The sequence below is a fragment of the Massilia frigida genome (genome assembly GCF_011682175.1).
GTDB lineage: Bacteria > Pseudomonadota > Gammaproteobacteria > Burkholderiales > Burkholderiaceae_D > Telluria_A > Telluria_A frigida.
The window spans coordinates 57,211-69,267 of sequence record NZ_WHJG01000033.1 but is presented as its reverse complement, the minus strand read 5'-3'; the positions used below and the strand labels follow the sequence as shown (position 1 = coordinate 69,267).

The following is a 12,057-nucleotide window of genomic DNA, read 5'->3' as shown; positions in this document are numbered from 1 at the left end:
GTGCCTTTACGCGCTTTTACATGTCCCTAACACCGCTTTACATCTCGCCCTCGCACAATGGAATCCTTCGTAACGCACTGACAGGAACCGCCATGAAAAACATACAACAACGCGTACTCGCCATCTTGTTAAGCAGCGCCTGCCTTGGCGCCGTTGCCGCGCCGGGGGAGGGCGGCATGCCGCCGCCGGGACCGAGGCCGGACATGGGCGCGCACGGCCCGCACGATCGCGGTCCGGCGTTCGGACACGGGGTCGACCTCACGGATGCCCAGGAAGACAAGGTCTTCGCCATCATGCATGCGCAGGAACCGAAGCGCCGCGAGCACACCCGCACCTTGCATAATTCGCAAGAGGCCCTGCGCGCCCTCGGTAATGCGGAGCAGTTCGACGACGCCAGGGCGAGCTCCCTGGCGCAGGCCGCCGGCAATGCGCTGGCCGCACTGGCCTTGCTCGACGCCCGCACCGACGCCCAGGTGCGCGCCGTGCTCACGCCGGAGCAGCGCAAGCAGTCCGCCGACAATCGTCCGCGCCACCACCCACGTCCCTGATCTTCCCAAGAGAACACCATGTCCACCAGCGCCATTGGGGCATTCAGCCCGACCGCCACGACCCAGGCCAGCCAGTACCGCAGCGTGCCCGCCGGCGCCGCAGCCAAGCCGGCGGCCGCTGCCCCGCCCGACGGCAAGGCCTTTGTCAGCGCCATCGCCAGCGCCTTGCAGGAGATCGGCGTGGCCGATGCCGATGCGGCCGACAGCAGCGCGAGCGCCGATCCGGCCAGCGCGCTGGGCGACTTCTTGAATGAATTGATGGAATCGCTGCAGTCGGCCGGCGGCAAGGGCGGCAAAGGTCCGCAAGGGCCGCTTCCCGGTGGCGGCGGACCACCGCCCGGGGGCGGAGGAGGGGGCATGCAGTCCGACCTGGCGTCGCTGGCCGGCAGCCTGACCAAACAGGCCGGCAGCGAGACCGACACCGACGACAGCGACACCACCGGCAGCACCGCCAGGCTGGAATCCTCGTTCGGCAAACTGCTCGGCGCCTTTGGCCTGGACAGCGCGGACGCGTCCTCCAGGCTGGGCCACTTCCTGCAAACGCTGGCCACCAAACTCGATGCCACGCGACCCGCCGGCAACCTGATTAACACCACCGCCTGATTCGGCACACAAGGACAATACCATGGAACATCACGACCACGACCACAGCCTGGCCCAGGACATGCAAACCATGCTGGATATGACCATCAGCCGGCGCCGATCGCTGCGCTGGATGTTCGCATCGGCGGCGGCATTGCCGCTGGCTGGATGCGGCGGCGGAGGCGATTCGGGCGGCAGCGTGAGCACCACCCCGGCCGCCGATACCGGTACCACGCCCGCCACCGGCAGCAGCGCTTCCTGCGCCGTGATCCCGGAAGAGACGGGCGGCCCGTACCCCGGCGACGGCACCAACAGCAGCGTCGGTGGCGTGGCCAATGCGCTGATCCTGGCCGGCATCGTGCGGCCCGATATCCGCGCCAGCATCGCCGGCGCCAGCGGTGTCGCCGCCGGCGTGCCGCTGACGATCAAGCTGCAGATGGTGAAAGTGAAATCGAGCTGCGCCTCGCTGGCCGGGGCCACCGTCTACCTGTGGCACTGCGACCGCGAAGGGCGCTATTCGATGTACACCAGCGGCGTCACCGTCGAAAACTACCTGCGCGGCGTGCAGGAAGCCGACGCCAGCGGCATGGTCACCTTCACCACGATCTTCCCGGGCTGCTACGCGGGCCGCATGCCGCACGTGCACTTCGAGGTCTATCCAAGCCTGGCCAGGAGCACCAGCGCGGCCAACCGCATCAAGACTTCGCAGTTCGGCTTTCCCACTTCGATGCTGGCCGACACCTACGCCGCCACCGGCTACAGCGCCAGCGTGCGCAACCTGGCCAACATCAGCTACGCCACCGACAACGTATTTAGCGACGGCAGCGCGCTGCAAATCGCCAGCGTGAGCGGCAGCGCGAGCCTGGGCTACGTCGCCACGCTGACAGTAGGGGTTTCCCTCTAATCCTGCATAAGCGGCCCCGGAATCGTCTTACAATCGAAAAATGACGACACCGATCCTGCATTTTTCACACGGCAACAGCTTCCCGGCCGGTAGCTACCGCAAGTTCTTCGACCAGCTGCGCCCGGACTACGACATCCGCGCGGTCGACATGTACGGCCACGATCCGGACTATCCGGTCAGCGATGGCTGGCCCAAGCTGGTCGAGCACCTGGTCGCCACGCTGGAGAGCTACGGCACGCCAGCGATCCTGGTCGGTCATTCGCTGGGCGGGATGCTGAGCATGATGGCGGCCAAGGAGCGCCCGGACCTGGTGCGCTGCGTGGTCATGCTCGATTCGCCCGTGGTGGCGGGCTGGCGCGCCATGCTCTGGCGGCTGGTGAAAGTGAACCAGAGCTGGAGCGACTATCTGTCGCCGGCCCGCCTGTCGCGCCGACGCCGCACGGTGTGGCCCAGCGTGCAGGCGGCCTACGACCACTTTGTCTCCAAGCCGGTGTTCGCGGCCTGGGCGCCCGGCGTGCTGCACGATTATCTGGAACATGGCCTCGAACCGCATCCGGACGGGGTACAGCTGCGCTTCTCGCGCGACGTGGAAACCGATATTTACCGCGGCTTGCCGCACCACCTGGGCAGCGTGATGGACAAGGCTTACCCGGTGCCGATCGGCTTCATCGCCGGCACCGAATCGGTGGAGCTGCGCCAGGCCGGCCTGGACGCCACGCGCAAGCTGGTGGGCGATAATTTCGTCGAAATCCCCGGCGGCGGGCATCTGTTTCCGATGGAGTCGCCCGAGCTGGCGGGGCGCCTGACGCGCGAGATGATCGCCAGGCTGCTCCCGCAGCGCCAGGTTTAGCGATTCCCCGGCGCGGCCAACGCCGCGCTCAGAGCCTGTCCCGGTTGATCCCTTCGGCCTATGCCGGCAACGCCGGCTGCGGATCAGCGCCAGGCGCCGTATCCAGCAAGCCGGCGCTGGCGATCAGTCCGCGCAGAAACACCAGGATCAAGCGTCCTGACGGATCGGGCCGCCCCGCTACTCTTTGCAGCGCCAGGCCATATGTCAGCGCAATGAAGGCCGCCGCGAGCTCCTCCGGTTCGGCCGGCGGCGTGCGTCCGAGTGTGGCGAATAACTTGCCGACCACGCGGCCCAGCCCAGCCCGGTGCGCATCCCACACCGTCTGGTACTCGAGCGCGAAGGTCGGGCTACGATTGGCATGCAGCTGCAGTTCGATCGACAGCGTGCACCAGTCGGCATCGTTGTTGAGCGTGGCGGCCCAGGACTCCAGCCCGCCCAATATCTGTTCCGGCGTCCGTCCGCCGCTGTCGACGGCGTTGGATAGTTGCGCGGCTTCGGCCTCCATATGCCCCCGCAGCAACTCCAAAAGAACCTCCTCCTTGCTGGCAAAGTTCGAGTAGAAGGCCCCCTGCGAATACCCCGCCCAATCCGCAATATCGCGGATCGACGTGCCTCCATAGCCGTTCGTGACAAATAGCTGCTGCGCGGTGTCGATCAGACGCGCGCGTGTCTGGGCCTGGCTTTCCTCGCGGGACAGGCGTTTTCGTGGTGTGGTTTGACTCATGCCCATTAAGATATCACACGAACTCTGGATAGGGGCTGAGATATTCCTTGACACCCCTGGGGTGGCTCCGGCAAACTAAATATCAATCGAACTTTGAAATTCATCTGATATGAAAATAGACCCGCAACTGAAGACCGCGTTCGTCACCGGCGCGACTGGCCTCCTCGGCAACAACCTCGTGCGCGAGCTGATCGGGCGCGGCTTTGCCGTCAAGGCGCTGGTTCGCTCGCTGTACAAGGGCCAGCAACAATTCGGGGGACTGGAAGGCGTCGAGCTGGTGTTGGGCGACATGGCGGACGTGTCCGCCTTCGCCGATCAGCTGCGAGGATGCGATGTCGTGTTTCATACGGCAGCCTTCTTCCGCGACAACTACAAGGGCGGCAGCCACTGGAAGGAACTCAAGCGCATCAATGTCGATGGGACCCGGTCGCTCATCGAACAGGCTTACGGCGCCGGCATCCGGCGTTTTGTGCAGACCTCATCGATTGCCGTGCTCAATGGCGAACCAGGCGCACCCATCGACGAATCCTGCCTGCGCGAGCTGGAGGATGCAGACGACTATTACCGCAGCAAGATATTGGCCGATCAAGCCGTGCTGCACTTTCTGGCAGGCCACCCGGACATGCACGCCAGTCTGGTTCTGCCCGGGTGGATGTGGGGACCGGCCGACATCGGTCCCACCTCGTCGGGACAATTTGTCAACGACGTGGTTCTTGGTAAATTGCCGGGGCTGGTGCCAGGCAGTTTTTCCGTGGTCGACGCGCGCGACGTGGCGCAGGCACATATCGCGGCGGCGCTGCACGGGCAACGCGGAGAACGTTACCTGGCGGCGGGCCGCCACATGACAATGCGGCAACTGGTGCCCTTGTTGGGCAAGATCGCCGGCGTCAAGACACCCATGCGCGATCTGCCTTTACCCCTCTTGTACGTCCTGGCGGCGGCGCAGGAACTCTACGCGCGCATCAGCGGCAGGCCCATTCTGCTCGGTCTGGCCACAGTGCGCTTGATGGTCAAGGAAGCCGGACGTAGCCACTTCAATCACGCCAAGAGCGAGCGCGAACTCGCACTGAAGTTCAGGCCGCTTGAACAAACCGTGACGGATACCATCGCCTGGTATCGCAGCCATGGCTGGTTTTGACGCGCACGCTTCCCGCGCGACGGCCGTGATGCCATTCTGGCCATGATGTCCGCCGGTTGACACTTCATCTCGATGGCCGGCCTGGCCGTCTTCCCAGTCTGGCCAGTTTGAATGCGGTAAGTGCTTCCCGGCGTTCCTGGCCGCCATCGCGCACCGATGCAAGCTGAACGTGTTGTATTTGTGCTGACCCTGTCGGGAATATTCCTTGTGCATTGCCGCGATGAAAAAAGGAGGCTGCTAAGATCAGGACATCATCGCCCTCAAGCCGTATTGCCCGGCAAGGGCGGGCGCGGTCCCTCGCGCCGGATTCGCCAGCAAACTGGCAGGGGAAAGAATGGCTTCGCACTTGGAACGCATTAAAAAAACACTCGGCCGCCACGGGCTGCCGGCTGGTGTGTTCGTGATCGGCCTGGCGCTCTCCGCTTATGCCTACGTGGACCGCGCGCAACGCAGTGAAGCGGAACAGCTCAGCGAATTGCAGGAAGTTGCAAAGAACTATGCCTCGCTGTTGCGGCACCGGCTCGACCTGTACGTGAGCGCAAGCCGGGCGCTGGCGGCCTTTTTCAGCGCCTCTAACGATGTCCAGCCCGCAGAATTCGACCACTATATCAACGCCAGCCGGATGTTCGAAAAGTTGGAGGGGATCAGTTCGTTCGGCTACCTGCCCAAGGTGCCTGCCGCACAGGCCGATCGCTTCGAGGCCGAGGCGAGCCTGCTCTTTCCGCGCTACCGCATCCTGAATCGGCGCGCTGGTGTCGATGCCTACTTTCCTCTGCTGTATGGCCAGCATGGCGGCGACCCGGCCCGTGCCGGCCGGCTGCGCGGCTTCGATTTTTCGGCGGTTCCCGAGCGCCGCGCCGCGATGCGGGAGGCCGAGGCTCGCGATGAACCGGTCGCCACCCGGCTCCACATGGCGCTGCGCGATGCGAGCAAGCGTCCCGTGGTGCTGATATTCGCTCCGGTACGGGCATCCCGGCCAGGCGCCGGCACTGCCACGGCACAGCGCGACAATCTGACCGGCTTCGTATTTTCAGCGCTGTATGTGAACCACTTGTTTCTGAACTTCGACGATGGGCACCTGGCCCGGTACTTCGACCTCGAAGTGTTCCAGGATAGCGTTGCAGCCAACAATATTGTATTCGACGGCGACCAGCGGCCCCACGCCCTGGAGGCGAAATCGGACCAACTGCTGGCGCACCGCGCCGAAGTGCAGTTCGCCTACCGCACTTGGCTGGTCTATTTTTATGCGAAACAGGCCGACCTGGGACCCAAGTCCAGGCGCGCGGGAGCGCAGGTGTTCGCTATCGGACTCTTGCTTGCCTTGATCGCGGGCTATGCCACGGCGGCCTGGCCGCGCTATCTGTCACGCAAGCGCGCGATTGTCGACTTCAGGGAACGGTTTGGCGGTTTTTTCGCCCACCATCCGTTCGCAGTCTATGCACTGGACCCTCAGCGCCGATTCATCCAGGTCAACCAGCAGATGGCCAAGGAACTCGGGGTGAGCGGCGAAGCGCTGATCGGCACCACGGACGACAGGTTTATCGCAGCCGGGCAGCGCGACGCGGCGGCGCGGCATTTCGACGAAGTCCTTGCCGGGCACGCTGTTGCTTACACCACCCAAATCACTGCCGCCAACGGGCGCAGCTCGGACCTCTCGATCGTCATGATACCGATGAATGTGGCCGATAAGCTCAGCCATGTGCTGGTGTTCGCCGAAAACATCACCGACCGCAAACAAGCCGAGATGGCGCTCTACGAATCCAGGCAAATGTTGCAGCTCATACTAGACAATATTCCGCAAAACGTCTTCTGGAAAAACATCGACAGTCAATATCAGGGAGGTAACCGCTCATTGCTGGAGGTGGCCGGCCTGCAAAGCATCGATCAGTTGCTCGGCAAGACAGATGCGGACTTGCGCTGGCGCGATCAGGCGGCGCATTTCCATCAGGTCGACCGCGAGGTGATGCGCTCAGGGGTGGCACGCATGCGCATGCAGGCCACCGACGTCCGCTCGGATGGCACGGAATGCTGGATCGAAACCAGCAAAATTCCCTTGAAAGATGACCAAGGGAAGGTGGTCGGCGTTCTTGCTGTCACCGAGGACATTACAGCGCGCAAATACATGGAGCAGGAGCTGTTCCGGCGCGCGAACTTCGACAGTCTGACCGGACTGCCGAACCGGGGATACTTCCAGAGCCAGCTGGAGGAGGCGGTCAAGCGGGCGCAGCGCCGCAATGGCCTGGCGCTGATGTACTTCGACATCGACCGCTTCAAGCAGATCAACGATACCTACGGGCACGACGTGGGAGACCAGGTGATTCGCATGTATGCCCAGCGCGTCCGCGCGATGCTGCGCGAGTCCGATTTCATGGCGCGGCTCGGTGGCGACGAATTCGTCCTGATCGTCGAAGGGATGACCGGGGAGAAAGATGGCGCGGTTCTCGCGCACAAACTGGTCGAGGCGATGGTGCCGCTTTTCGATGTCGGAGCCATCCTGCTGCAAGTGAGCAGCAGTATCGGTGTCGCCTATTTTGAAGCCGGCATGACACCGGACCTGCTGCTCAGGGCGGCCGACCAGGCGATGTACGATGCCAAGCGTGCGGGCAGGAATTGCTTCCGGCTAGCTGCGAGCGGGCCGCCATCCGGACGCGCCGGCGCCGGCGGCCCCCCCCGCATGAAGGCGATGCCGCGCCGATCGGCTCATTGGCAGGCAGGAGGCGGCTCACTTTGGCGGCGTGCCGTCCCGGCAGGGCGGGCGGAAACGGCGGACGCCAGGGCAAAAACAGGCCGCCAATCGCCGCCGGCAAAGGCTTTTCGCGTAAAATCGCGGGAATTTCTTTTTTCGCCGCACCGGATCGGCAAGCCTCGCGCCGGTCGGCTCCGAAGCGAGCGCTGCCCAGGTGGCGGAGAGAGCGCCATTGAAACGGCGCTCTATTGACCTATTCTCTATTTTGGAATCACACGCATGAGCATTAAATCCGACAAATGGATCCGCAAAATGGCCGCGGAAACGGGCATGATCGAGCCTTTCGAGCCGGGCCAGGTCAAGGAACGCGATGGCCAGCGCATCGTTTCATACGGCACGTCGAGCTACGGTTACGACATCCGCTGCGCCGATGAATTCAAGCTGTTCACCAACATCAATACCACCATCGTCGACCCGAAGAATTTTGACGAAAACAATTTCGTCGATGTCTCGGGCAAGGGCTTTTGCATCATTCCGCCCAATTCGTTCGCGCTGGCGCGCACCGTGGAGTACTTCCGTATTCCGCGCAATGTGCTGACCATCTGCCTCGGTAAATCGACCTACGCCCGCTGCGGCATTATCGTCAACGTCACCCCGTTCGAGCCGGAATGGGAAGGTTTTGTCACGCTGGAGTTTTCCAACACCACGCCGCTGCCGGCAAAGATCTATGCCAACGAAGGCGTGGCCCAGGTGCTGTTCTTCGAATCGGACGAAGTGTGCGAAGTGTCGTACAAGGACCGTGGCGGCAAATATCAGGGGCAGGTCGGGGTCACGCTTCCCAAGGCCTGATTGCCGCAGCCGGCTATCGATAGCCGGCCTTGCGCAAGAGATGGATCAGGTAGCGGACGCCGGACCCGCTTAATGCCAGCGCCGGGATCGAGCGGATGGTTTCTTCAATGCGCGATCCGGGGTCGTCCGAGACCATCACGAAGGTGCCATTCATCGCCGATTCCAGGACCACCACGCCGGCCGGGTGACGGTAGCGCGTGAGTGGGTAGGCGGCGGCGATCCAGAGCGTTCGCGCCGCATCGAGCGCAAAGAATGGCTGCAGCATGGCGAGATGCTTGCCGTAGTTACTCTGCGCGCCGTGATGCGGCACCATTTTCGTACACGACAGCGCAAGCTCCGCACGGTAGTACAGCGCCAGCTCGTCGAGCGAGGCCCGATTGCGAAAGCCGATATCGCCCAGCCCCAGCCAACCGACGCGACGGGTCCAATCCCGGGCGTCATAGTCGAAATGGTATCCCACGTTGCGCTCCACGCTGAAGCGGCTGTCGGCGCTCTGGCCCGAGGTGCACGGGCCGGAGTACAGGCAAAGCGAGACCTCGTTATAGTCGCCAAATACGCGGGCGTCGTCCTCGGTCAGGTTTTGATAGGCTTTCCCCAGCAGCTTTTTGACCGACGGCCCGCTTGGTGCGGCGCCATTGCATGCCTGTGCCGGCTTGGGCGGATTGTCGAGCGCATCAAACAGTGCGGTCAGGATCTTTTCAGTAACGCGAGGATTGGCGGCCTTTCCGCTGACCGTTTTCGCAGCGCGTTCCATGACCTTCTTGAGCTCCGCAAATTCGACCTTGGCGAACAGGGTCTTGACAAGGTCCGCATGGTTCGTCTCGCGCGAGTAGAAACGAAACATCCAGTCCGCGCCCTTGACATGGTAGGTGACGTTGGGCGCGTTCGGTTTCGCCGGATCCGGATCGATCCGTTCGAGCAGATCGTCCGGACCGTCGCCATCGCGGTCGAATTGTTCGGACAGCGTACGGAGTACCCACAGCGATGTGAGGGCATCTCTGATCTCCGCAAGGCTGCGCCCATCCAGCACGTAGCAGCACAGCAGCCAGACCAGCAGCTTGTTGTCCAGGCTGTGCGGCAGGAACACGCGCTTGAATGTATAGCCGTCGGCGAGTAGCAGCGCCACGCCGTTGCAGTGGTCCATGTCGAAACTTGAAATGACGAGCCAGTCGAATGCTTTTTCGCCGGTGGATCGCCGCAGACCCTTCAGCAAGATGCCGATCGTGCCCGGATTGCCCGATCCGCAATCGTAGATGTAGCGGAATGGCTTGTTCGCCACCCGCATGTCCGCCATATGAAAGCCGCCCTGGCCGACCGGGTGCTGGACGCGCCTGACGAGTATCTCGTGCATGAAAACTCTCCCATGGATGGACTTGCGATGGCTGCCAGCTTGCCACGGCGCGTCCCATCGAATACTCCTCAATTGTCACGCGGGCGGCCGCGCGTCCCCAAAAAAAAGGAACCCGAAGGTTCCTTTCATGCGTGCTGCATGGATTGGTGATTACTGGCGCACGCAATCGACGAAATAACCGCGCTTGCCATCGACTTCGCGCTTGACCAGGCCGTGCACGTCGGTCTCGAAGCCGGGGAAGCGCTCGTTGAAGTCGCGCGCGAAGCGCAGGTAGTCGACGATGGTCTTGTTGAAGCGCTCGCCCGGGATCAGCAGCGGAATGCCCGGCGGGTAAGGCGTCAGCAAGATCGCCGTGATGCGGCCTTCCAGCTCCTCGATGGCCACGCGCTCGATCTCGCGGTGCGCCATCTTGGCAAAGGCGTCGGACGGCTTCATCGCCGGGATCATGTCGGACAGGTACATCTCGGTGGTCAGGCGCGCCACGTCGTAAGTCTTGTAGAAGTCGTGGATCTGCTGGCACAGGTCGCGCAGGCCCATCGCTTCGTAGCGCGGGTTGGCCGCCGCGAACTCCGGCAGGATGCGCCACATCGGCTGGTTCTTGTCGTAGTCGTCCTTGAACTGCTGCAGCGCCGTGACCAGCGTATTCCAGCGGCCCTTGGTGATCCCGATGGTGAACATGATGAAGAACGAGTACAGCCCGCACTTCTCGATGATCACGCCGTGTTCGGCCAGGTACTTGGTGACGATCGACGCCGGAATGCCGGAATCGCCGAACACGCCGTCGAGCGTCAGGCCCGGGGTGACCACGGTGGCCTTGATCGGGTCGAGCATGTTGAAGCCCGGGGCCAGGTTGCCGAAACCGTGCCAGTCGTCCTCGGCGCGGATCATCCAGTCGTCCTGGGTGCCGATGCCTTCTTCCGAGAAGGTGTCCGGGCCCCACACCTGGAACCACCAGTCGTTGCCGAATTCGGCGTCGACCTTCTTCATGGCGCGGCGGAAGTCGAGCGCTTCGAAAATGGACTCCTCGACCAGCGCGGTGCCGCCCGGCGCTTCCATCATGGCCGCGGCCACGTCGCACGAGGCGATGATCGAATACTGCGGCGAGGTCGAGGTGTGCATCAGGTAAGCCTCGTTGAAGGCATCCTGGTCCAGCTTGACCGTTTCCGATTCGCGCACCAGCACTTGCGAGGCCTGCGACAGGCCGGCCAGCAATTTGTGGGTCGACTGGGTCGAGAAGATCATCGACTCCTTGGCGCGCGGACGGTCCTTGCCGATCGCGTGCATGTTCTTGTAGAAGTCGTGGAAGGTCGCGTGCGGCAGCCACGCTTCGTCGAAGTGCAGGGTGTCGATCTTGCCGTCCAACATTTCGCGCAGGGTCTCGACGTTGTACACCACGCCGTCGTAGGTCGACTGGGTGATGGTCAGGATGCGCGGCTTCTTGTTGACGGCTTCGCGCGCGAACGGATTGGCTTCGATCTTGCGGGCGATCGATTCGGGCGTGAATTCTTCGAGCGGGATCGGGCCGATGATGCCGAGGTGGTTCCGGGTCGGCATCAGGAACACGGGAATCGCGCCGCACATGATGATCGAGTGCAGGATCGACTTGTGGCAGTTACGGTCCACCACGACGATGTCGCCGGGGGCGACCGTGGAGTGCCACACCATCTTGTTCGAGGTCGAGGTGCCGTTGGTGACGAAGTAGCAGTGGTCGGCATTGAAGATGCGCGCCGCGTTGCGTTCCGACTTGGCGACCGGGCCGGTGTGGTCGAGCAGCTGGCCGAGTTCTTCGACGGCGTTGCAGACGTCGGCGCGCAGCATGTTCTCGCCGAAGAACTGGTGGAACATCTGGCCGATCGGCGACTTCAGGAAGGCCACGCCGCCCGAGTGGCCGGGGCAGTGCCAGGAGTACGAACCGTCGTTGGCGTAGTTGACCAGCGCGCGGAAAAACGGCGGCGCCAGGCCGTCCAGGTAGGACTTGGCTTCGCGGATGATGTGGCGCGCCACGAATTCGGGCGTGTCCTCGAACATGTGGATGAAGCCGTGCAGCTCGCGCAGGATATCGTTCGGGATGTGGCGCGAGGTGCGCGTTTCGCCGTAGATGTAGATCGGGATGTCCGAGTTCTTGTGGCGGATCTCCTTGACGAACGCGCGCAGCGCGATCAGGGCCGAATCGGTGTCTTCGATCGAGCCGGAGCCGAATTCCTCGTCATCGATCGACAGCACGAAGGCCGACGCGCGCGACTGCTGCTGCGCGAACTGCGACAGGTCGCCGTAGCTGGTGACGCCGAGTACCTCCATGCCCTCTTTTTCCATCGCCTCGGCGAGCGCGCGGATGCCGAGGCCGGAAGTGTTCTCGGAACGAAAATCCTCGTCGATGATGACGATTGGGAAACGAAATTTCATGGACAGCTCCAAAGCGAAGCGC

Annotated in this window: 10 protein-coding genes; 7 read left to right on the top strand and 3 right to left on the bottom strand. The window is 63.1% G+C overall.

Features of this window, described 5'->3' with window-relative positions:
• Positions 1-92: 92 nt before the first annotated feature.
• The 4 genes from F2P44_RS25340 to F2P44_RS25325 are packed head-to-tail and all read left to right on the top strand — an operon-like array spanning position 93 to position 2,884.
• The gene (locus F2P44_RS25340) at positions 93-548 is read left to right on the top strand and encodes a Spy/CpxP family protein refolding chaperone (protein ID WP_167090548.1); all 456 of its coding nucleotides are present in this window, start codon (positions 93-95) and stop codon (positions 546-548) included.
• Between the two features lie 18 nt (positions 549-566).
• Positions 567-1,151, top strand: coding sequence for a hypothetical protein (locus F2P44_RS25335; RefSeq protein ID WP_167090546.1), 585 nt, complete (start codon positions 567-569; stop codon positions 1,149-1,151).
• A 22-nt stretch (positions 1,152-1,173) separates the two neighbouring features.
• Positions 1,174-2,034, top strand: a complete 861-nt coding sequence (locus F2P44_RS25330; protein ID WP_167090544.1) for a dioxygenase family protein — start codon at positions 1,174-1,176, stop codon at positions 2,032-2,034.
• A gap of 40 nt (positions 2,035-2,074) precedes the next feature.
• Positions 2,075-2,884: an alpha/beta fold hydrolase gene (locus F2P44_RS25325; protein ID WP_167090542.1), complete on the top strand. Its 810-nt coding sequence runs from the start codon at positions 2,075-2,077 to the stop codon at positions 2,882-2,884.
• A 58-nt stretch (positions 2,885-2,942) separates the two neighbouring features.
• On the opposite strand, the gene F2P44_RS25320 is transcribed toward F2P44_RS25325, so the two are convergent.
• Complete coding sequence (locus F2P44_RS25320; RefSeq protein ID WP_167090540.1) at positions 2,943-3,608, bottom strand: TetR/AcrR family transcriptional regulator; 666 nt, start codon at positions 3,606-3,608, stop codon at positions 2,943-2,945.
• 109 nt (positions 3,609-3,717) lie between these two features.
• On the opposite strand from F2P44_RS25320, the gene F2P44_RS25315 reads away from it, so the two are divergent.
• From F2P44_RS25315 to dcd, 3 genes are all read left to right on the top strand, one after another.
• Positions 3,718-4,746, top strand: coding sequence for an SDR family oxidoreductase (locus F2P44_RS25315; RefSeq protein ID WP_167090538.1), 1,029 nt, complete (start codon positions 3,718-3,720; stop codon positions 4,744-4,746).
• 346 nt (positions 4,747-5,092) lie between these two features.
• Positions 5,093-7,684: a sensor domain-containing diguanylate cyclase gene (locus F2P44_RS25310; RefSeq protein WP_167090536.1), complete on the top strand. Its 2,592-nt coding sequence runs from the start codon at positions 5,093-5,095 to the stop codon at positions 7,682-7,684.
• Between the two features lie 27 nt (positions 7,685-7,711).
• Positions 7,712-8,281, top strand: coding sequence for a dCTP deaminase (dcd, locus tag F2P44_RS25305; RefSeq protein ID WP_054267910.1), 570 nt, complete (start codon positions 7,712-7,714; stop codon positions 8,279-8,281).
• A 13-nt stretch (positions 8,282-8,294) separates the two neighbouring features.
• On the opposite strand, the gene F2P44_RS25300 is transcribed toward dcd, so the two are convergent.
• Both F2P44_RS25300 and F2P44_RS25295 read right to left on the bottom strand, forming a co-directional pair.
• On the bottom strand, positions 8,295-9,575 hold the full coding sequence (locus F2P44_RS25300; RefSeq protein WP_167090534.1) for a ComEC/Rec2 family competence protein: 1,281 nt from the start codon (positions 9,573-9,575) through the stop codon (positions 8,295-8,297).
• 207 nt (positions 9,576-9,782) lie between these two features.
• Positions 9,783-12,035, bottom strand: a complete 2,253-nt coding sequence (locus F2P44_RS25295) for an arginine/lysine/ornithine decarboxylase (RefSeq protein WP_167090532.1) — start codon at positions 12,033-12,035, stop codon at positions 9,783-9,785.
• Positions 12,036-12,057 lie beyond the last annotated feature (22 nt).

Coding starts and splice junctions, on each gene's coding strand:
- F2P44_RS25335 (WP_167090546.1), top strand. CDS start 567: ATGTCCACCAGCGCCATTGGGGCATTCAGCCCGACCGCCACGACCCAG.
- F2P44_RS25330 (WP_167090544.1), top strand. CDS start 1,174: ATGGAACATCACGACCACGACCACAGCCTGGCCCAGGACATGCAAACC.
- F2P44_RS25315 (WP_167090538.1), top strand. CDS start 3,718: ATGAAAATAGACCCGCAACTGAAGACCGCGTTCGTCACCGGCGCGACT.
- dcd (WP_054267910.1), top strand. CDS start 7,712: ATGAGCATTAAATCCGACAAATGGATCCGCAAAATGGCCGCGGAAACG.
- F2P44_RS25325 (WP_167090542.1), top strand. CDS start 2,075: ATGACGACACCGATCCTGCATTTTTCACACGGCAACAGCTTCCCGGCC.
- F2P44_RS25320 (WP_167090540.1), bottom strand. CDS start 3,608: ATGAGTCAAACCACACCACGAAAACGCCTGTCCCGCGAGGAAAGCCAG.
- F2P44_RS25340 (WP_167090548.1), top strand. CDS start 93: ATGAAAAACATACAACAACGCGTACTCGCCATCTTGTTAAGCAGCGCC.
- F2P44_RS25300 (WP_167090534.1), bottom strand. CDS start 9,575: ATGGCGGACATGCGGGTGGCGAACAAGCCATTCCGCTACATCTACGAT.
- F2P44_RS25295 (WP_167090532.1), bottom strand. CDS start 12,035: ATGAAATTTCGTTTCCCAATCGTCATCATCGACGAGGATTTTCGTTCC.